A 20119-nucleotide genomic window follows, 5' to 3' on the forward strand; every position below is an offset into this window, starting at 1 on the left:
CACCGCACGGTCCGCATACACGTCTGCATACACTGGCCGGCCGAAACACAGTTCGGCCGGCCCCAGCAGGAAGCAGAGACGACAGGTGACAGAAGCGATCCTCCTGGTCGGCGGCAAGGGCACCCGGTTGCGGCCGCTCACGGTGAACACACCCAAGCCCATGGTCCCGGCGGCGGGCGTCCCGTTCCTCACCCACCAGCTCGCCAGGGCGCGCGCGGCGGGCGTGGACCACATCGTCCTCGCCACGTCGTACCTGGCAGAGGTGTTCGAGCCGTACTTCGGCGACGGCTCGGCACTCGGTCTCCACATCGAGTACGTCACCGAGGAGGAGCCCCTGGGCACCGGCGGCGCCATCCGCAACGTGGCGTCGCGCCTCCGCTCGGGACCGCAGGACCCCGTCCTCGTCTTCAACGGCGACATCCTCACCGGGCTCGACATCCGCGCCCTGGTCGCCGAGCACGAGCGGACGCGGGCGGACGTCTCGCTGCACCTGACCCGGGTCACGGACCCGCGCGCGTACGGCCTCGTCCCCACGGACGAGTCGGGCAAGGTCCTCGCCTTCCTGGAGAAGCCCCAGACGCCCGAGGAGATCGTCACCGACCAGATCAACGCGGGCGCGTACGTGTTCCGCCGCTCGGTCATCGACACCATCCCCGCGGGCCGCCCCGTCTCCGTCGAGCGCGAGACCTTCCCCGAGCTGCTCGCCTCCGGCGCGCACCTCCAGGGCATGGTCGACTCCACGTACTGGCTCGATCTCGGCACCCCGCAGGCCTTCGTGCGTGGCTCCGCCGACCTCGTCCTCGGCCGCGCCCCGTCGCCCGCGGTGCCCGGCCGCTGCGGCGACCGCCTGGTCCTGCCGTCCGCCCGGGTCGCGGCCGACGCCAAGCTGACCGGCGGCACGGTGATCGGCGAGCACGCGGTGGTCGGCGAGGGCGCCCGGCTCTACGGCAGCACGATCCTGTCCGGCGCGGTCATCGAGCCCGGCGCCGTCATCACCGACTCGCTCGTCGGCGCCCGTGCCTCGGTGGGGGCCCGCTCGGTCCTCACCGGCGCGGTGGTGGGCGACGGCGCCCGGATCGGCGCGGACAACGAACTGCGGGACGGCGTACGCGTCTGGTGCGAGGCCACGCTCCCGCCGGGAGCGGTCCGCTTCTCCTCGGACCAGTAGGGCCCCTTCGGCAAGGGCCGGGGCGTGCGGGCTCCGGCAGGGCTACCCTCGACGGATGTCCTCCCGTTTCGCCCCGCGCCCCACCCGCACCACCGTGCGCGGCGGCGAAACCCGCGTCCCCGCGGCGCGGCCCCGGACCTCCACCGCGCCCAAGCACCGCACCTGGACGCCCACGGCCCCGCTGGACCTGGGCCTCACCCTGGGCCCGCTGCGCCGGGGCCCCGCCGATCCCACCTTCCGCACCACCCCCGACGGCTCGGTCTGGCGGGCGAGCCGCACCCCGCAGGGCCCCGGCACCCTGCGCGTGGCGCTGCGCGCGGGCACGGCGGAGGCCGAGGCCTGGGGCCCGGGAGCGGACTGGCTCCTGGACGCGCTGCCCCGGCTGCTCGGGGCCGCGGACGCCCCGGACGACTTCACGGCCCGCCACCGCCTGGTCGCCCTCACGGAGCGCCGCCGCCAGGGCCTGCGCCTGACCCGCACGGGCCTGGTCCTCGAGTCGCTGATCCCGTCGGTCCTGGAGCAGAAGGTCACCACGGACGAGGCGTACCGCGCCTGGCGCCTGCTGGTCCGCGGGTACGGCGAACCGGCCCCGGGGCCGACGCCGCCGCAGGCCCGCATGCACGTGATGCCCGACCCGGCGACGTGGTGCCGCATCCCGTCCTGGGAGTGGCACAAGGCGGGCGTGGACGACAAGCGCGCCTCGGCGATCCTGCGGGCCGCGCGGGTGGCCGGCCGCCTGGAGGAGGCGGCGGCCATGCCCGCGGACAAGGCCAGGTCCCGCCTGGAGCTGATCCCCGGCATCGGCCCCTGGACCTCGGCGGAGACGGTCCAGCGCAGCAACGGCGCCCCCGACGCCGTCACCGTCGGGGACCTGCATCTGCCCGGCGTCATCGGCTACGCCCTGGCGGGCGAGCGCGACGCCGACGACGCCCGCATGCTGGAGCTCCTGGCCCCCTACGAGGGCCAGCGCCACCGCGCGGCCCGGCTGATCTGCCTCAGCGGCCGCACCCCACCCCGACGCAAGCCCAAGATGCCGAAGGCCGACATCGCGAGCCTGTAGCGCCCGCCCCGGCTAGCGCACCACCAGGAACTCGTCCGCGCCCCGCCCGACCCGGGCGCTGGGCGCGACCGCCGGGTGCCCCACCGCGACGGCCCCCATCGGTTCCCACTCCCCGGGCAGCCCGAGAACGTCCCGTACGACGTCCCGGCAGAACATCGTCGAGGACACCCACGCGGATCCGAGGCGCTCCCCGGCCAGCGCCACCAGGAGGTTCTGCACCCCGGCCCCCGTGGCGACGACGAACATCTCGCGCTCGGCCGCGTCCCGCCGCTCGTCCCCGTACGTGTGCGCCCCGTCCATGACGAGGCAGGGGACCACCAGGTAGGGCGCGTTGCGCAGGACGTCGCCGCGGCGGACGCGGCGGGCGATGGACTCCTCGGACTTGCCGTCCCGCCGCAGGTCCGCGACCCAGGCGTCCCGCATGGCGTCGAGCAGCCGCACCCGCGACTGAGCCGACTCCAGGAGCACGAACCGCCAGGGCGTCGTGTGGTGCGGCGCGGGCGCGGTCACGGCGGCGGCGACGGCGCGCCGCACGGCCCCGGGGTCGACGGGCTCGTCGGTGAACTCCCGCACCGTGCGCCGCAGCGCGAGGGCCTCCCGTACGGCCTCGCTCGTGCCGAGCCGGAACATGTCGTCCCGGGCGTCCCGCACCAGGGCCCGCGCCCCGGTGTCCGGGGCGTCGGTCCCGTCGGTCCCGTCGGGGGCGTCCGCGCCGCGCACCGCGTGCGGAAGGCCCCGCACGACCGCGACCGGAAGGCCCGCGGCCTTGCCCTTCACGAGGTCACCCGCGGCGGCCAGTTCGTCGGCGGTGGCGACGACGGTGGCCTGGAGCGGATTGCCGTACGAGTCCACGCCGCCGCGCAGGTCGTCGAGGACCCGCACCCCGGCGGCCCCGATGGCGACGTCGGTCAGGCCGGAGCGCCAGGGGCGCCCGAACGTGTCGGTGACGAGCACGCCGACGTCCACGCCGAGCGCGTCGCGCAGCCCCGCGCGCAGGGCGCGGGCGGACGCGTCGGGGTCCTCGGGAAGGAGCAGGACGGTCCCGGCGGGGGTGTTGGAGGCGTCGACCCCGGCGGCGGCCATCACCAGGCCCTGGCGGTTCTCGACGATGCGCAGGGTGCCGCGCCGGGCCACGACGCGCACGGTCTCCGCGTCGATCGCGGCCTCGCGGTCGGTGGCGGCGACGACGCGCCCCTCGGCCTTGCTGACGATCTTCGAGGTGACGAGGACGACGTCCCCGTCGGCGAGCCCGGGCTCGGCGTCGGCGATCAGCTTCGCCAGGTCGTCGCCGTGGCGGATCTCGGGCAGTCCGGGCACGGCCCAGACGCGGAAGGCCGGGGCGCCGGCCTCCGGGGCGGTCACGCGCGGACCTCCTCGGCGAGGGCGAGCGCCTCGCGGGCCATGGCCGCGGCGGCGGTGCCTTCTTCGGGGTCCGTCATCATCAGCGGGATGGCCCGGCAGCGGATGCCCGCGGTCTCGACGCGCTCCACGGTGGTGGCGTCGACCGTGTCGACGAGCCAGCCGTCGAGCAGTCCGCTGCCGTAGTGCTCGGCGACGGCGGCGGCCGTGGACTCGACGCCCACGGCGGCGAGCACCTTGTCGGCCATGCCGCGCACGGGCGCGTCCCCGACGATGGGGGACAGGCCCACCACGGGCACCCCGGCCTCGGCGATGGCCTCGCGGATGCCGGGCACGGCGAGGATCGTGCCGACGCTGACCACGGGGTTGGACGGCGGGAAGAGGATGACGTCGGCCTCGGCGATGGCCTCCAGGACGCCGGGCGCGGGCTTGGCCTGCTCGGCGCCGACGGGCACGATCGCGTGGGCGTCGACGGCGGCCCGCATCCGGACCCAGTACTCCTGGAAGTGCACGGCCTTGCGCTCGCCGTCGATCTCGACGGCGACGTGGGTCTCCACGCGGTCGTCCGACATGGGGATGAGCCGTACGCCGGGCTGCCAGCGCTCGCACAGCGCTTCGGTGACGGCGCTGAGCGGATAGCCGGCGGCGAGCATCTGGGTCCGCACGATGTGCGTGGCGAAGTCGCGGTCGCCGAGGCCGAACCACTCGGGTCCGACGCCGTAGGCCGCGAGCTCCTCCTTCACCTTGAAGGTCTCGTCCTCGCGGCCCCAGCCCTGTTCCTCGTTGATGCCGCCGCCGAGCGTGTACATCACCGTGTCGAGGTCGGGACAGACCTTCAGGCCGAACAGGTGGATGTCGTCACCGGTGTTGCCGATGACCGTGATCGCCGCGTCGGGCGCGGCCTTCTTGAGGCCGCGGAGGAAACGGGCGCCGCCGATGCCGCCGGCCAGAACCACAATGCGCATGTGCCCAGCATCGCAGGCGGGTGTGACATCGCGGCAGGCGGTCGGGGGATCGGCGGTGAGGCTGGCGGGATCGCGCTGGTTGTGCGCCCTACGCGGTGAGTGCGTCGCGCGCCGGGTCCTGCGGCGCGTGTGCCTCGCAACGGGCCGTGTGCATCGGCATTTCGGTGAGGCCGGGGTAGTAGACGTGCAGGCTCACGGCGGGTTCCAGGGAGTCGTTGACGACCTCGTGGACGTAGCCGGGCGCGAAGACGCGCTGTGCTCCCGCGGCGAGGGTGCGGGTGCCGCGCTGGGTGCGCTCGGTCAACTCGCCCTCCAGGAGGGTGAGTACCCCGGAGGAGCGGCCGTGGCCGTGGAGGCCGCTGCTCTGGCCCGGCACCCAGGAGAGCAGCCACACCTCGTAGCCGGGTGCGGTGCGCAGGCGGTGGTACCAGCGGCTGGTGGCGTCGTACTGGACGAGGGGGGCCCACTGGGCGCGGTCGGCGGCGATGGCGCGGGCGAGTCCGGCGAACTCCGCCACGGTGACGGGGTGCTCGCGCGGGGGCTGCAGCAGGTGCGGGACTTCGAGGATGTCGCCGGCGATCTGGAGGTCGCTGTCGCTGTTCATGGGGTGCGGTGGTTCCTCAACGTAAGAGTGCTGGGGTGTCGCGGGCAGAAAGCGGAGGCACTGCGGAGGGGTGCGGGCCCGGTACGGAGCGGGCGCCGGGGAGCGGGGTGACCGGGACCCGGCGGTGGCTCAGTGGTTCAACAGCTGGAGACGGTGTGACTCAACAGCTGGAACAGGCACACGCACGGGTACAGCGACAGCGCGCGGGGGCAGCACCGGAAGACCCGCTGTTGCGGGTCACGGAAAGCGCCAAGTTCGCGAGCATGCCCACCAGGACAGCGGCTCACACCTCAGCTGTCAACTCGATGTCCGGAATGTGGACAATGTTTCACCGCATCCGGTTGTTCTGTCAGGTGAAAGGTTTGTGCGGCGCTTCCGGGGACACAAGCCGCACCAACCGGCGCTCGGAACGGCGCGTCAACCGGCGCTCGACCGCCGTCGCGATCCCGTGGTCCTCGTGTGATCCGGTTCGCTTCGGCGAGTTCGCTGCAACGGGAGCGGGAGTCGTGGCGTCCCTGTCGGTGAGCGGCCGCGGTGCGACACCTGTCGGACGGTCGCTGACGAGTGTCATGGTTTAGGTAGATATGAACACTTTCCGCAAAGCCTTGGTTCCGCAGAGTGAATAAGGGGCTCAATAGCAGATCCCGGCTTGACTGCCCCGGATCGGCACACTTGTAATTTCACTCGTGTCGTTCAGCCGAAATCGGTAACGGCAGCACCACGGGGACGCGAAGACAGACGAGGGGCGCATATGACCGAGCTGGTTCAGGAACTGCTGGTCGAAGACGCGGACGACGAACTCGGCTGGCAGGAGCGCGCACTGTGCGCCCAGACCGACCCCGAGTCCTTCTTCCCCGAGAAGGGCGGCTCCACGCGCGAGGCCAAGAAGGTCTGCCTCGCCTGCGAGGTCCGCTCGGAATGCCTTGAGTACGCGCTTGCGAACGACGAGCGCTTCGGCATCTGGGGCGGCCTCTCGGAACGCGAGCGCCGCCGTCTGAAGAAGGCGGCCGTCTGATCTCCCCGTGCCACGGCCGCCCCTGGCCCCGCTTGACCCCGCTTACCGGACGGGCTGATTCCTGCGACGCGCAGGCATCAGCCCGTCCGGCGTTCCGGGCCCGGTGCGCGGCGCGCTCGGGCACCCCTGCGGCCCATACCAGCCAGGCACTCCCCAGTTGTCCACAGGCGGCGGGCCGTTGCGCTGCCAGCCGTTAGTGTGGGGCCCCGTCCGAGACGCCACGGCGCCCCCACAGGGCACGGGCGTCCACCGCAGTCCAGCGAACCGGGGCCCGTACCTCGATGTCCGTGCACAGCCACCCCGCAGCCCACGACGGCGCTGCCGCCGGGTTCGACCCGTCCCGCGCCGCCGGGTTCGATCCGGCAAGCCCACCCGAGTTCCCCCGGCACGTCGTGACCGCGGTGCTCGTCTCCCACGACGGCGCCCGCTGGCTGCCCGACGCGCTCGCCGGACTGCTCGGCCAGGACCGCCCCGTACAGAACGCGATCGCGGCCGACACCGGCAGTGCGGACGACTCCGCGCGCCTGGTCACCGAGGCCCTCGGCGACGACCGCGTGCTGCACCTGGCCCGCCGCTCCGGCTTCGGCACCGCCGTCGACGAGGCCGTCCGCACGTCCCCCGTCCTCACCCCGGAGGACCTGCCGTATCTGAAGCGCCCCAGCGGCTGGGACCCGGTGAGCCGCAGCTGGCGCGACGACGCGTACGACCTGCCGGACCTGCCGCACGGCGAGCCCGAGCAGTGGCTGTGGCTCCTGCACGACGACTGCGCGCCCGAGCCCGGCGCCCTCGCCGAACTGCTGCGCGCCGTCGAGGCGGAGCGCGAGGCGGGCAGCGAGGTCGCGATCGTCGGCCCCAAGCTCCGCGGCTGGTACGACCGCAGGCAGCTGCTCGAGGTCGGCGTCTCCATCGCGCACTCGGGCCGCCGCTGGACCGGCCTCGACCGGCGCGAGCAGGACCAGGGCCAGCACGACCACGTGCGGCCCGTGCTCTCCGTGTCCACCGCGGGCATGCTGATCCGCCGTGACGTCTTCGAGCGGCTCGGCGGGTTCGACCGCCGGCTGCCCCTCATGCGCGACGACGTCGACCTGTGCTGGCGCGCCCACGCGGCCGGACACCGCGTCCTGGTCGCCCCCGACGCCGTCGTGCGGCACGCCGAGGCCGCGTCGCGCGAGCGCCGCGCCGTCGACTGCGTGGGCCGTACGGCGACCTCGCCGCACCGCGTCGACAAGGCGGGCGCGGTCTACACCCTGCTCGTCAACTCCCGCACCGCCGTGCTGCCCTGGGTCCTCGTACGGCTCGTCGTCGGCACCCTGCTGCGCACGCTCGGCCTGCTCCTGGGCAAGGCGCCCGGCCAGGCCCTCGACGAGGTCGCCGGGCTCTTCGGCACGCTGCTGCGGCCCGAGCGGATCCTCGGCGCCCGCAAGAAGCGCGGCAAGCCGCAGCCGAGCGGCGGCGAGATGCGCCCCCTGTTCCCGCCGCCCGGCGCCACGGTGCGCGCCACCGTCGAGCAGGTCGCGAGCCACCTGGTCGGCGGTTCCGACCCCGAGGTCTCCGCCGCGGGACGGCACGGAGCCGTCGAGTCGGGGCCCGGCGGCGACGACGCCGACTTCCTGGAGATCGAGCAGTTCGCCCGCCTCAAGCGCGTCGCCCGCAAGCCCGGACCGCTGCTCTTCGTAGTGCTGCTCTTCGTGTCGCTCGTCGCGTGCCGGTCGCTGCTCGGCGGCGGCGCGCTCGCGGGCGGCGCGCTCCTGCCCGCGCCCGCCGACGCCTCGGCCCTGTGGTCGCGGTACGCGGACGCCTGGCACCCCGTGGGCATCGGCGGCACCGACGCGGCACCTCCCTACCTGGCCCTCCTGGCCGGCCTGTCGACGCTCCTGCTCGGCTCCACCGGGCTCGCCGTCACCGTCCTGCTGATCGGCTCGGTGCCGCTCGCGGGCTTCACCGCCTACTTCGCGTCCAGGCCCCTGGTCACCTCCCGGCTGCTGCGCGCGTGGGCGTCCGTCGCCTACGCCTTCCTGCCCGCCACCACCGGCGCGCTCGCGGGCGGCCGGATCGGCACCGCCGTCCTCGCCGTCCTGCTGCCGCTCATCGCGCGCGCGGGGGCGTCGGCGGCCGGGCTCACGGCCCAGGACGGCGCCCGCGGCAGCTGGCGCGCCACCTGGGCGTACGCGCTGCTCCTGACCGTCACCACGGCCTTCACGCCCATCGTGTGGCCCATCGCCGTCGTCGTCGGACTCCTGGTGCTCGCGCTGCGCCGCGGCGACCCCCTCGCGTACGGCCTGCGCTTCCTGGCCGCCGTCGGCACGCCGCTGCTCGTCCTCGCGCCGTGGTCCCTCACGCTGCTGCCGACCGGCTTCTTCAAGGAGGCAGGGCTCGCGTACGGCACGGGGTCCGGGTCCGCGCTCGACCTGCTCGGCGGCAGCCCCGGCGGCCCCGGCACCGTGCACGGACTGCTGCTCATCGGCATCGTCCTGGCCGCGCTCGCCGCCCTGCTGCGCGCCGAGCGGCAGCTGGCCGTCCGCACCGCCTGGACCGTCGCCCTCGTCGCCCTGGTGTTCGCCGCGCTCTCGAACGGCTCGGCGTGGGCGGGCCCGGCCACGCTCGCGTACGGCATCGCGCTGCTCGCCGCCGCCGCGCTCGGGGCCGACGGCGCACGCGCGCGTGTCGCCGAGCAGAGCTTCGGCTGGCGCCAGCCGGTGGCCGCGCTCATCGCGTTCGCCGCCGCCGCCGGGCCGCTGCTCGCCGCCGCCGGGTGGATGATCCGCGGCGCCGACGGCCCGCTGGAGCGGCGCGACCCCGTGCAGGTGCCCGCGTTCGTCGCCGAGGAGAGCCGCACCCAGGACCAGGCCCGCACGCTCGTCCTGGACAGCGAATCCCCGGCAGAGGTCGCCTACATGCTGGTCCGCGGCTCCGGCGCCCGCCTCGGAGACGCCGAACTCGCCGCGAAGGACGGCACGGACGCCCGCCTCGACCGCATCGTGGCCCGCCTCCTCGCGGGCTCCGGCGCCGACCAGGCCGACCAGCTCGGCGGCTACGCGGTGCGCTACGTCCTCGTCCGCGACGGGGCGCCCCGGCAGCTGAGCCGCACCCTGGACACCACGCCGGGCCTGACCCGGCTCAGCCAGGAGGACGGCAGCGCGCTGTGGCGCGTGGACCGGCAGGTCGCCCGCGCGGCCATCGTGTCCGGCTCCCGGGACCCCGAGCCGGTCGCCGCCGGGCCCGTGGAGGTGCACGCCAAGGTCCCGTCCGGCGACGAGGGCCGCGTGCTGCGCCTCGCCGACGCGGCGGACCCGGGCTGGACGGCGACCCTGGACGGCCGCGCGCTCACCAGGACCACCGTGGACGGCTGGGCCCAGGGCTTCGAACTGCCCGCCTCCGGTGGCCGCCTGGACATCGCGTACGAGCCGTCGGCGACCCACACGGCGCTGCTGTGGACGCAGGGCGCGCTCGCGCTCGTCCTGGTGGTCCTCGCGCTGCCCGGACGCCGCCGCGACGTGGACGACGACCTCCCGGAGGAGGAGCTGGTGCCCGCGCAGGCCGCCTCGGGCGAGGGCCGCAGGGCGCGCAGGCTGCGGGCCCAGGGCGAACAGGCCCTCCCGGAGGGCGCGTTCCCCGATGGCGCCCCCGAAGGGGCCGCTCTGGGCGCGGTCCCGGCCCAGCACACCCCGTCGCCGCCCCCGCACGCGCCCGCCCAGGGCGAGTGGCAGACCCCCGCCCACGCGGGCGCCGACCAGGGCACGTACGGCGGTGAACAGCACCACCAGTGCGGCCAGTACGCCTCCGGGGGCTACGACCCGGCGTACCAGGCGGACCCCTACCAGGGCGGTCAGTACGACCCGTACGCCTACGAAGGTACGTACGGCACGTACGAGACGACCCCGGGATACGGCCAGCCGTACGACTCCATGGACGCCGCCCACCCGCAGCACCCGCCGATGCCGCCGCGCCCCCCGCACGGCACCGACAGTGAGCGCCCCGACGGGAGCCAGCAGTGAACCGCACCACCCTGTCCCTGATCGCCGCGGCGGCGGCCCTGGCCGCCGTCACCGGCTTCGCCGCCGTCAACGCCCCCGCGGGTGACGAAGGCGTCGCGGCGGCGAAGCGGCTGCCCGTGGAGCGCACGCGGCTGCTGTGCCCGGAGCCCAGCACGTCCGACCTCGCGGAGACGACGTACACGGCGTTCACGCCGAAGTCCGAGGCCGCCGGGCGCGCGGGCGGCGCCGCGCTGTTCCCCGTCGTCAAGCAGCTGACGGATGCGCCGCAGGGCGGCAAGGGCAAGGCCGCCAAGCCGTTCCTGACCCAGAAGGAGCCCGGGAAGCCGGTCTCCGGCGAGGAGTCGGGCGCGGAGGCCCCCACGCTCATCGGCAGCGCCGACGGCCGCCTGGCGCCCGGCTGGACCGCCCAGCAGACCACTTCGGTCAGCGCGGGCGCGGGGCGCGGCCTGCACGGCACCAACTGCACCGCTCCGGACACCGACTTCTGGTTCCCCGGCGCCAGCACCGCCAAGGGCCGCAACGACTACGTCCACCTGATGAACCCGGACGACGCGGCGGCGGTCGTGGACATCGAGCTGTACGGCCCCGACGGCGCCCTGAAGGCCGAGGTCGGCGAGTCCATCCAGATCCAGCCGCGCTCCAGCGTCCCCGTGCTCCTGTCGACGCTCACGCCCAAGCCGCACGCCAACCTCACCATGCACGTCACCGCGCGCAGCGGCCGCGTCGCCGCCGCGGTGCAGTCGTCGGACGAGGAGCTGGGCGGCGACTGGCTGCCCGCCGCCGCCGATCCGGCGCCCCGCCTGGTGCTTCCGGGCATCCCCAAGGACGCGACTTCGGTCCGCCTCGTCGCTTTCGCGCCGGGCGCCGACGACGCCGATCTGAAGGTCCAACTCGCCTCGCCCACGGGATCGATCACTCCCGCCGGGCACGAGACCCTGCACGTCAAGTCCGGCATGACGACGGCGGTGGACCTGGGCGACGTGACCAAGGGGGAGGCGGGTTCCCTGGTCCTCACCCCCACGGAGGACTCCGTGCCGGTGGTGGCGGCGCTGCGCGTCACCCGCGGCAAGGGCGCCAAGCAGGAGACGGCGTTCATCCCCGCGACCGCCCCGGTGGGCGCCCGCGCCACCGTCGCGGACAACCGCGCCAAGGGCGCCACGCTCTCCCTGACGGCCCCCGACAAGACCACCCGCGTCAAGGTGACGGCGTCCCCGGGGACGGAGGCGGGCGAGCCCACCAGCAAGACGTACACGGTCAAGGCGGGCACGACGCTCGCCGTCGCCCCGCCCGCGCCCTCCGGTCTGAAGGGCTCCTACGCCCTCACCCTGGAGCCGCAGTCGGACGCCCCGGTCTACGCCTCCCGCATGCTGGAGATCCCCGAGAACGGCATCCCCATGTTCACGATCCAGTCCCTGCCGGACGACAGGGGGACGGTGGAGGTGCCGAAGGCGAAGCAGGACCTGGAGGTGCTGCAGAAGTAGCGGGGGCCCGGACGGTCAGTCCTCGCCGTACCGCGGGTCCACCGACTCCGGAGAGAGCCCGAGGAGCTCGGCGACCTGCTCGACGACCACCTCGTGGACGAGCGCGGCCCGCTCGTCCCGCCCCTTGGTGCGGATCTCCACGGGCCGCCGGTAGACGACGACCCGGGCGGGCTGCCCCTCGGACGCGGTCACGGTCCCTCCGAGCGGCACGGTCTCCCCTGTCCACTCCTCGTCCGGGGCACCGCCGACGGTGGGCGGCACCTCGAGCACCAGGAAGTCGATCTCGGTGAGCTGCGGCCAGCGCCGCTCAAGACGCTCCACGGAGTCCTGCACGAGGTCCGTGAAGGCCTCAGCGCGGCTCGCGGAGAGGGGGACCTGCGGCGGCGCCACGGGGCCGCGCATGCCCCTGCCGTGGCGGTCGCGGCGGCGGGGCCTCGGCTCGGCGGCGCGGGGCTGTACGGGGTCGTCCATCACTGACGAAGCGTAGTCCCCGAGATCGCCCTTTCCGCACGGAGCGCGGCATGTCGCTTCCTGACCATTCCAGCCAAGCTTGGGCTCGATTGCGTATCTCTCCTGTACTGCGGATCTCGCCCCGATTGGCAGTATTTGTTCCGAGTGGTGACCGGGTTCAACACCACAGGCCCCGTTGGTCCCTTGTGTCGCCGCAGGTCAGAGCGGTGCTTTCCGGACACGCCGTGCGCGGGATCACAGCACGACACGGGGGAGTGACCTGGTGGAGAGTCGTCGCGGCCCGCTCAAGAGTGCGGTACCGTCCAACGTCGTGAGCCCTGTACGTCGCTGTTCGCGCACCGCTTGCGGCCGACCCGCCGTCGCGACGCTGACGTACGTCTACGCCGACTCGACCGCGGTCCTCGGCCCCCTCGCCACCTACGCCGAACCCCACTGCTACGACCTGTGCGCCGAGCACTCCGAGCGCCTGACCGCGCCCCGCGGCTGGGAGGTCGTCCGGCTCGCCGACGGCTCGGGCCCGGCCCGGCCCAGCGGCGACGACCTCGAAGCGCTCGCCAACGCCGTGCGCGAGGCCGCCCGGCCCCAGGAGCGCGCCGCGGAGGCGGGCGGCGGCTCGCGCGGGGCGGACCCCATGGAGGTCGCGCGCCGCGGCCACCTGCGGGTGCTGCGCTCGCCCGACAACTGAGGGCGCATTCCTGACGGCCGCACGACCGGGGCGGTGTCCCCAGCGGATCCAAGCCCCCGCACATGCGCTCCGCACGCCCATGAGTGAATCTTCACCGGCACACGGATTGACGGCTGTTTGTCGAGGCCACGACTATTTCGCCACCCCGTGATCAAGGGATCATCCAGGGAGGCACCCGTGTTCGTGCAGCAACTGGAGCCCGTGGCCGACTCGCTCGGCCTGTCCGCACTCGTCGCGACCCTGCCCCTGCTCACCGTCCTCGTTCTCCTCGGCGCCGTCCGCATGAAGGCGCACCGGGCCGGGCTCATCGGCCTCGCCATGGCCGTCGCCGTCGCCTGGCTCGTGTTCGGCATGCCCCTCGGGCAGACCGCGTCCAGCGCCGCCCAGGGGGCCGTGTTCGGGCTCTTCCCCATCCTGTGGATCGTCGTCAACGCCCTGTGGGTGTACCGGATGACCGTCCGCACCCGGCACTTCGACATCCTCAGACGCTCCTTCGGGCGCCTCTCCGACGACCCGCGCATCCAGGCGCTCGTCGTCGCCTTCTGCTTCGGCGCGCTGCTGGAAGCGCTCGCAGGCTTCGGTGCGCCCGTCGCGATCAGCGCGGTCATGCTCGTGGCGCTCGGCTTCGACCCGGTGCGCGCCGCGGTCGTCGCCCTCGTCGCCAACACCGCGCCCGTCGCCTTCGGCGCCATGGGCACCCCCGTGGTGACGCTCGCGCAGGTCACCGGCATCCCCCTGGACACCGTCGCCACCGTGGTCGGCCGCCAGACGCCGCTGCTCGCCCTGGTCGTGCCGCTGCTCCTGGTCGCCCTCGTCGACGGGCGGCGCGGTCTGCGCGAGACCTGGGTGCCCGCCCTCGCCTGCGGCTTCGCCTTCGCCGCCGCCCAGTTCGCCGCCTCCAACTACGTCTCCGCGCAACTGGCCGACATCGGTGCCGCTTTGGCGGGCGCGGGCGCCCTCGTGGCCGTGCCGCACGCCCGCAGGCCCGCGGCCGAACCCGTACGCGCCGCGGTCCTGACCGGCGCGCGCAGCGAGGACCTCGACCGCGACGACCCGCGCGCGGACGTGCTGCGCGCCTACGCCCCGTACGCCCTGATCGTCGCGATCTTCTCCGTCGCGCAGATCCCGCCCGTCAAGGACTTCCTCGCCGAGGCCACCCGCACCTTCGACTGGCCCTTCCTCGACGTCGCGGGGCCCACGGGCGACCCGGTCGGGGGCAACGTCTTCTCGCTGCCCCTGGTGGCCACCGGCGGCACCCTCGTCCTGCTCGCAGGCCTGGGGACGGCCGCCGTACTCGGTGTCCACGCGCGCGTGGCGGCACGGGAGTGGGCGGCGACCGTCCACGAACTGCGGTTCGCGATCCTCACGGTGACGAGCGTCCTCGCGCTCGCGTACGTCATGAACCTCTCCGGACAGGCCGCCACCATCGGGCACTTCGTGGCCGACGCGGGCGCGGGCCTCGCCTTCCTCTCGCCGGTGCTCGGCTGGTTCGGCGTCGCGGTGACCGGCTCGGACACCTCCGCGAACGCGCTGTTCGGCGCCCTCCAGGTGACCGCGGCCGAACAGTCGGGCCTGTCGCCCGAACTCCTCGCCGCCGCCAACAGCTCGGGCGGGGTGCTCGGCAAGATGATCTCCCCGCAGAACCTGACCATCGCCTGCGCGGCCGTCGGGCTCGCGGGCAAGGAGGGCGATCTGCTGCGCAAGGTGCTGCCCTGGAGCCTCGGCCTGCTGCTCGTGATGTGCCTGATCGTGGTGGGCCAGAGCACGGCGGTGCTCGGCTGGATGCTTCCCTGACGTCCTTGGGTAACGCCGCCACAACCCGCTGTCAGTGGTTGGAGGTAGTTTGGGGGCGCCGTAGGAAGTCCGCCGATGGAAGTCCGCCGCGTGCGGCCGCCCGCCCGGGCGCCCCCGACGCGTCGCTGAACGTACGTAGAGAGAGGCTTGGCCGTGGCTGCTGATCTGTCCCAGATCGTGAAGGCGTACGACGTGCGCGGGGTGGTCCCGGACCAGTGGGACGAGACCCTGGCCGAGCAGTTCGGCGCCGCCTTCGCGCGGGTGACGGGTGCGGACGCGATCGTCGTCGGGCACGACATGCGGCCCTCGTCGCCCGGCCTCTCGGGCGCCTTCGCGCGCGGCGCGGCCGCCCTCGGCGTGGACGTCACGGAGATCGGCCTCTGCTCCACGGACCAGCTGTACTACGCCTCGGGCGCGTTGAACCTGCCGGGCGCGATGTTCACGGCCTCGCACAACCCGGCGCAGTACAACGGCATCAAGATGTGCCGCGCGGGCGCCGCCCCGGTCGGCCAGGACACCGGCCTCGCGGACATCCGCGCCCTGGTGGAGCGCTGGGCTGAGGAAGGCGCCCCCGAGCCCGCGGCCGCCCCCGGCACGCTCACCCGCCAGGACACCCTCAAGGACTACGCGGCCCACCTGCGTTCCCTGGTCGACCTGACGGCGATCCGGCCGCTGAAGGTGGTCGTCGACGCGGGCAACGGCATGGGCGGCCACACCGTGCCCACCGTCTTCGAAGGCCTGCCCCTGACGCTCGTACCGATGTACTTCGAGCTGGACGGCACCTTCCCCAACCACGAGGCGAACCCGCTGGATCCGGCGAACATCGTGGACCTCCAGGAGCGCGTGCGCGAGGAGGGCGCCGACCTCGGCATCGCCTTCGACGGCGACGCCGACCGCTGCTTCGTCGTCGACGAGAACGGCGACCCGGTGTCCCCGTCGGCGATCACCGCCCTGGTCGCCGCCCGCGAACTGGCCAAGCACGGCGGCTCGGGCACCGTCATCCACAACCTGATCACCTCCTGGACGGTCCCGGAGGTCGTGCGGGAGAACGGCGGCACGCCGGTCCGCACGCGCGTGGGCCACTCCTTCATCAAGGAGGAGATGGCCAAGAGCGGCGCCATCTTCGGCGGCGAGCACTCCGCGCACTACTACTTCCGCGACTTCTGGAACGCCGACACCGGCATGCTGGCCGCCCTGCACGTCCTCGCGGCCCTCGGTGGCCAGGACGGCCCCCTGTCCGCCCTGGTGGAGCAGTACGACCGCTATGTCGGCTCCGGCGAGATCAACTCGACGGTGGCCGACCAGCAGGCCCGCCTCGCCGCGATCAGGGCCGCGTACGAAGGCCAGGACGGCGTCACCCTCGACGAGCTGGACGGCCTGACGATCACGACGGCCGACTGGTGGTTCAACGTCCGCGCCTCCAACACCGAGCCGCTCCTGCGCCTCAACGCGGAGGCCCGCGACCGGCAGACGATGGAGAAGACCCGCGACGCGGCGTTGGCGATCATCAGGGCCTGACCGCGAGGGGCGGGGCCGCCCGCAGGGGCGCGGCCCCGCCCCCGTCCAAGCCCTCCAGGCCAGCGGCCCCCGTCCAAGCCCTCCAGGCCAGCGATAGGCTGGACGGGCCGACCCCACCACCCCCGAAGGGAACCACCCCATGCCGCTCGAAGCCGGCCTCCTGGAGATCCTCGCCTGCCCGGCCTGCCACGCCCCTCTCAAGGAGACGGACGCCGAGCTGGTCTGCACCGCGGAGGGCACCGACTGCGGCCTCGCGTACCCGATCCGTGACGGCATCCCCGTACTCCTGGTCGACGAAGCCCGCCGCCCCGAGTAAGGATCAGAACAGGGCCAGGCGTACACCCCGCGCGTACGCTCGCCCGCACCCCCTGCCGCGCACGGCGATCGGAGGCCCGACCCCCATGCTCGACGAGTCGCTCCTGGACGCCCCCGACGAGCTGGCCCGCGCCGACCTGCACGATCTGCTGCGCGGCGCCGCCGAAGCGGGCGCCCGCGTACGGACCGCGGTCCGGCACGCCACCGAGTCCGGGGTCACGGAACTGAAACCGGACGGCCGCCCCCGCGCCGTCCTGATCGCGGGACCCGGCACCGCGGGCGCAGGCGTCGCCGACCTCGTCGGCGCCCTCGTGGGCACCGGCTGCCCCGTCATCAGGCTCGCCCCCACGGGCGTCGCCCCCGCGGCCGGCGCCCTGCGCTGGACCCTGCCCGGCTGGGCAGGCCCCGTCGACCTGCTGCTCATCGCCACACCGGACGGCACGGAGCCGGGCCTCGCGCTCCTCGCCGAGCAGTCCTACCGCCGCGGCTGCACCGTCGTCGCGGTGGCACCGGCCCGCTCCCCGCTCGCCGAGAGCGTCAGCGGCTCGCACGGCCTCACCGTCCCGATGGCCGTGTCGCCCCAGCCCACCGCCGACACGGCCGACGGCACCGAGGCCCCCGCCGCCGCCCCCGGCACCCTGTGGTCCCTGCTCGTCCCGCTGCTCGCCCTGCTCGACCGCACCGGCCTGGTCACCGCCCCCGCGGAGACCCTCCAGAAGGTCGCCGACCGGCTCGACGCCGTCGCCGAGCGCTGCGGCCCCGCCATCGCGACGTACAGCAACCCCGCCAAGACCCTCGCCACCGAGCTGGCCGAAGCGCTGCCGCTGATCTGGACCGAGGGCGAGACCGCGGGCCCCGTCGGCCGCCGCTTCGCCGCCGCGCTCGCCGAGCTGGCCGGGCACCCCGCGCTCACCGCCGAGCTTCCCGAAGCGCTGCCCGCGCACGCCGCGCTGCTCGCGCGCGGCCTCCCCGGAAGCGCCGAAGGCGACGACTTCTTCCGCGACCGCGTCGACGACCCGGCGCCGCTGCGCGCCCGCGCGGTCCTGCTGCGCGACCGCCCCGCCGACGCGGGCGGCCTCACCGCCGCCCCCGCCGCCCGCGAGCTGGCCCAGAGCCACGACATCGCGCTCAGCGAGCTGGACCCCGAGGACGGCGGAGACCTGGAGCGGCTCGCCGAGCTGATCGCCATCACGGATTTCGCCGCCGTTTACCTGGCGCTCGCCTCCGGGAGCCGATCATGACCGCGGCCCCCGTACGGGCGCCCTCCCGCGTGTGCCCGTACCCGTAGGGGGCACGCGCGTACCCGCACCGAAGGACGCGCCCGCCCGCGTCCCCGCACGCCCGTAAGGGAGACCCTTCCGTGGACCGCCTCACCAACACCGTCCGCCCCTACGCCTGGGGTTCCACCACCGCCATCGCGGGCCTCCTCGGCGTCGAGCCGACCGGCGAACCGCAGGCCGAGATGTGGATGGGCGCCCACCCGGGCGCGCCCTCGCGCACCGAGCGCGGACCGCTCAACGAGGTGATCGACGAGGATCCGCGCGGCGAGCTCGGCCCCCGCGCCGTCGACAAGTTCGGCCCGCGCCTGCCCTTCCTCCTGAAGATCCTCGCCGCGGGCGCCCCCCTGTCCGTACAGGTGCACCCCGACCTGGAGCAGGCACGCGAGGGCTACGAGGACGAAGAGGCCCGCGGCATCCCGCTCGACGCCCCCCACCGCAACTACAAGGACGCCAACCACAAGCCCGAACTGATCTGCGCGCTCACGCCGTTCGACGGACTGTGCGGCTTCCGCCCGCCCGCCGAGGCCGCCGACCTGATCGAGGGCCTCGGCGTGGACTCCCTCAAGCCGTACGTCGACCTGCTGCGCGCCAAGCCCGAGGACGCGGCGCTGCGCGAGGTCCTCACGGCCGTACTCACCGCCGACCGCGAGGACATGGCGCGCGCGGTCACCGAGGCCGCGACCGCCGCCGAGCGCCTGGGCTGCGCCTACGCCCCGTACGCCGACGCGGCCCGCCACTTCCCCGGCGACCCCGGCGTCATCGCCGCCATGCTGCTCAACCACGTGCGCCTCGACCCCGGCGAGGCCCTCTACCTCGGCGCCGGCGTCCCGCACGCCTACCTCAACGGCATGGGCGTCGAGATCATGGCCAACTCCGACAACGTGCTGCGCTGCGGCCTCACCCCCAAGCACGTCGACGTGCCCGAACTCCTGCGCGTCGTCCGCTTCGAGGCGACCGACCCCGGCGTCCTGCGCCCGGTGCCCGCCGCGGCAGCGGCCGATGCCACGGCGGTCGGCGGCGAAGCGGTCTCCGTCGGCGAACAGGTCGCCGACGGCGAAGAGGTCTACGAGACGCCGATCGACGAGTTCCGCCTCTCCCGCTTCGTCCTGCCCGAGGGCGACGACGCCCGGCGCGACCTCACCGCCGAGACCCCGCAGATCCTGCTCTGCGTGGCGGGCGAGGTCAGCGTCGGCGACATCTCCCTCACCCCCGGCGGGTCCGTGTTCGTCCCCGCGGGTGAAAAGACCGACGTTTCCGGCAGCGGCACCCTTTTCCGCGCCACCGTGGTGGCCTGACCCACCCCACGCCTCCCGTGCTGCAACAATGACGCACCGCACCGGCCGGGCCCATCGGCGCCCGGCCGTCGCGGAACGGAGAACGTACGCGTGTCACGCGGCAGGCGCGGCACGCAACGGAAGGGACAACGGGCACACATGAGTGCGTCAGGCGGAACAAAGGCGATCGTGGCGGCACTCGCCGCCAACCTGGCGATCGCGGTGGCCAAGTTCGTGGCGTTCCTCTTCAGCGGCTCGTCGTCGATGCTGGCCGAGAGCGTGCACTCGCTCGCCGACTCCGGCAACCAGGGCCTGCTGCTCCTCGGCGGCAAGAAGGCCCAGCGCGAAGCCACCCCGCAACACCCCTTCGGCTACGGCCGCGAGCGCTACATCTACGCGTTCCTGGTCTCCATCGTGCTCTTCTCCGTCGGCGGCATGTTCGCCCTCTACGAGGGCTACGAGAAGATCAAGCACCCGCACGAGATCGAGCACTGGTACTGGCCGGTCGGCGTCCTGGTGTTCGCCATCATCGCCGAGTCGTTCTCCTTCCGGACGGCCATCAAGGAGTCCAACACCCTGCGCGGCAACCTCTCCTGGAAGGAGTTCGTCCGCCGCGCCAAGGCCCCCGAGCTGCCCGTCGTCCTCCTCGAAGACCTCGGCGCGCTCGTCGGCCTGGTCCTCGCGCTCGGCGGCGTCGGCCTCGCGCTCGCCACGGGCGACGGCGTCTGGGACGGCATCGGCACCCTCTGCATCGGCGTCCTGCTGATCCTCATCGCGATCGTCCTCGCCGCCGAGACCAAGTCGCTGCTCCTCGGCGAGTCCGCGGGCACCGAAGAGGTCCAGAAGATCGAGAAGGCCCTGGTCGACGGCGACACCGTCACCGGCGTCATCCACATGCGCACGCTCCACCTCGGCCCGGAGGAGCTGCTCGTCGCCGCCAAGATCGCCGTCCAGCACGACGACACCGCCCGCGAGATCGCCGACGCCATCAACGCCGCCGAGTCCCGCATCCGAGAGGCCGTCCCGATCGCCCGAGTCATCTACTTGGAGCCGGACATATACCGCGAGGACACGGCAGCGACGGGCTGACTGTCGTACTCGCTGTGCCCTCCCGTCCCGCAGGGCGGGACGGGAG

The 20119-nt window shown here is 74.0% G+C and carries 16 protein-coding genes; 12 read left to right on the forward strand and 4 right to left on the reverse strand.

The features are described from left to right. Window positions 1–85: 85 nt before the first annotated feature. Together IG74_RS0109380 and IG74_RS0109385 are read left to right on the forward strand one after the other, a co-directional pair. Entirely contained in the window at window positions 86–1168 is a 1083-nt protein-coding gene (locus IG74_RS0109380; protein WP_030672699.1) for a nucleotidyltransferase family protein, read from the forward strand. 55 nt (window positions 1169–1223) lie between these two features. Next, window positions 1224–2228: a DNA-3-methyladenine glycosylase family protein gene (locus tag IG74_RS0109385; protein WP_030672701.1), complete on the forward strand. Its 1005-nt coding sequence runs from the start codon at window positions 1224–1226 to the stop codon at window positions 2226–2228. Window positions 2229–2240: 12 nt separating this feature from the next. On the opposite strand, the gene IG74_RS0109390 is transcribed toward IG74_RS0109385, so the two are convergent. The 3 genes from IG74_RS0109390 to IG74_RS0109400 form a co-directional block, all read right to left on the reverse strand. Then, entirely contained in the window at window positions 2241–3590 is a 1350-nt protein-coding gene (locus tag IG74_RS0109390) for a coenzyme F420-0:L-glutamate ligase (RefSeq protein ID WP_030672704.1), read from the reverse strand. Continuing rightward, window positions 3587–4552, reverse strand: a complete 966-nt coding sequence (gene cofD, locus IG74_RS0109395; RefSeq protein ID WP_030672708.1) for a 2-phospho-L-lactate transferase — start codon at window positions 4550–4552, stop codon at window positions 3587–3589. Before cofD ends, IG74_RS0109390 begins: the two co-directional genes overlap by 4 nt. An 88-nt stretch (window positions 4553–4640) precedes the next feature. Next, window positions 4641–5156 (reverse strand): cysteine dioxygenase, encoded by a 516-nt coding sequence (locus tag IG74_RS0109400; RefSeq protein ID WP_030672711.1) that lies wholly within the window; start codon window positions 5154–5156, stop codon window positions 4641–4643. Between the two features lie 751 nt (window positions 5157–5907). Between IG74_RS0109400 and IG74_RS0109405 the strand changes: the two genes are divergently transcribed. The 3 genes from IG74_RS0109405 (at window position 5908) to IG74_RS0109415 (ending at window position 11647) form a co-directional block, all read left to right on the forward strand. Beyond that, complete coding sequence (locus IG74_RS0109405; RefSeq protein ID WP_030672713.1) at window positions 5908–6171, forward strand: WhiB family transcriptional regulator; 264 nt, start codon at window positions 5908–5910, stop codon at window positions 6169–6171. A gap of 281 nt (window positions 6172–6452) precedes the next feature. Further along, the gene (locus tag IG74_RS0109410; protein ID WP_030672724.1) at window positions 6453–10166 is read left to right on the forward strand and encodes a glycosyltransferase family 2 protein; all 3714 of its coding nucleotides are present in this window, start codon (window positions 6453–6455) and stop codon (window positions 10164–10166) included. Then, window positions 10163–11647 (forward strand): DUF5719 family protein, encoded by a 1485-nt coding sequence (locus tag IG74_RS0109415; RefSeq protein WP_030672726.1) that lies wholly within the window; start codon window positions 10163–10165, stop codon window positions 11645–11647. Before IG74_RS0109410 ends, IG74_RS0109415 begins: the two co-directional genes overlap by 4 nt. 15 nt (window positions 11648–11662) lie before the next feature. Here the strand turns inward: IG74_RS0109415 and IG74_RS0109420 are convergent, their stop codons facing one another. Further along, window positions 11663–12118, reverse strand: a complete 456-nt coding sequence (locus tag IG74_RS0109420) for a metallopeptidase family protein (RefSeq protein WP_030672729.1) — start codon at window positions 12116–12118, stop codon at window positions 11663–11665. A gap of 262 nt (window positions 12119–12380) precedes the next feature. Here IG74_RS0109420 and IG74_RS0109425 point away from each other — a divergent pair, with 262 nt between their 5' ends. The 7 genes from IG74_RS0109425 (at window position 12381) to IG74_RS0109455 (ending at window position 20073) form a co-directional block, all read left to right on the forward strand. After that, window positions 12381–12803, forward strand: coding sequence for a DUF3499 domain-containing protein (locus IG74_RS0109425; RefSeq protein WP_030672732.1), 423 nt, complete (start codon window positions 12381–12383; stop codon window positions 12801–12803). A gap of 177 nt (window positions 12804–12980) precedes the next feature. Beyond that, window positions 12981–14597: an L-lactate permease gene (locus tag IG74_RS0109430; protein ID WP_030672735.1), complete on the forward strand. Its 1617-nt coding sequence runs from the start codon at window positions 12981–12983 to the stop codon at window positions 14595–14597. 153 nt (window positions 14598–14750) lie between these two features. Then, window positions 14751–16115: a phosphomannomutase/phosphoglucomutase gene (locus IG74_RS0109435; protein ID WP_030672738.1), complete on the forward strand. Its 1365-nt coding sequence runs from the start codon at window positions 14751–14753 to the stop codon at window positions 16113–16115. A 139-nt stretch (window positions 16116–16254) separates the two neighbouring features. Next, complete coding sequence (locus IG74_RS49265) at window positions 16255–16431, forward strand: Trm112 family protein (protein WP_078868679.1); 177 nt, start codon at window positions 16255–16257, stop codon at window positions 16429–16431. An 85-nt stretch (window positions 16432–16516) separates the two neighbouring features. After that, on the forward strand, window positions 16517–17671 hold the full coding sequence (locus IG74_RS0109445) for an SIS domain-containing protein (protein WP_030672741.1): 1155 nt from the start codon (window positions 16517–16519) through the stop codon (window positions 17669–17671). Window positions 17672–17790: 119 nt separating this feature from the next. Continuing rightward, window positions 17791–19005, forward strand: coding sequence for a mannose-6-phosphate isomerase, class I (gene manA / locus IG74_RS0109450; RefSeq protein ID WP_030672743.1), 1215 nt, complete (start codon window positions 17791–17793; stop codon window positions 19003–19005). A 138-nt stretch (window positions 19006–19143) separates the two neighbouring features. Continuing rightward, window positions 19144–20073 carry a cation diffusion facilitator family transporter gene (locus IG74_RS0109455; RefSeq protein WP_030672746.1) on the forward strand — a complete coding sequence of 310 codons (930 nt, stop codon included), beginning with the start codon at window positions 19144–19146 and terminating at the stop codon, window positions 20071–20073. Window positions 20074–20119: the final 46 nt, after the last annotated feature.

Origin of the sequence: Streptomyces sp. NRRL B-1347 (genome assembly GCF_000720325.1) — a bacterium.
Taxonomy (GTDB): Bacteria; Actinomycetota; Actinomycetes; order Streptomycetales; family Streptomycetaceae; genus Streptomyces.

Bases quoted from the DNA above. Each gene is read 5' to 3' on its own strand.
- IG74_RS0109445 (WP_030672741.1), top strand. From the start codon at position 16,517: ATGCTCGACGAGTCGCTCCTGGACGCCCCCGACGAGCTGGCCCGCGCC.
- IG74_RS0109420 (WP_030672729.1), bottom strand. From the start codon at position 12,118: ATGGACGACCCCGTACAGCCCCGCGCCGCCGAGCCGAGGCCCCGCCGC.
- cofD (WP_030672708.1), bottom strand. From the start codon at position 4,552: ATGCGCATTGTGGTTCTGGCCGGCGGCATCGGCGGCGCCCGTTTCCTC.
- IG74_RS0109455 (WP_030672746.1), top strand. From the start codon at position 19,144: ATGAGTGCGTCAGGCGGAACAAAGGCGATCGTGGCGGCACTCGCCGCC.
- IG74_RS0109400 (WP_030672711.1), bottom strand. From the start codon at position 5,156: ATGAACAGCGACAGCGACCTCCAGATCGCCGGCGACATCCTCGAAGTC.
- IG74_RS0109405 (WP_030672713.1), top strand. From the start codon at position 5,908: ATGACCGAGCTGGTTCAGGAACTGCTGGTCGAAGACGCGGACGACGAA.
- IG74_RS49265 (WP_078868679.1), top strand. From the start codon at position 16,255: ATGCCGCTCGAAGCCGGCCTCCTGGAGATCCTCGCCTGCCCGGCCTGC.
- IG74_RS0109385 (WP_030672701.1), top strand. From the start codon at position 1,224: ATGTCCTCCCGTTTCGCCCCGCGCCCCACCCGCACCACCGTGCGCGGC.
- IG74_RS0109410 (WP_030672724.1), top strand. From the start codon at position 6,453: ATGTCCGTGCACAGCCACCCCGCAGCCCACGACGGCGCTGCCGCCGGG.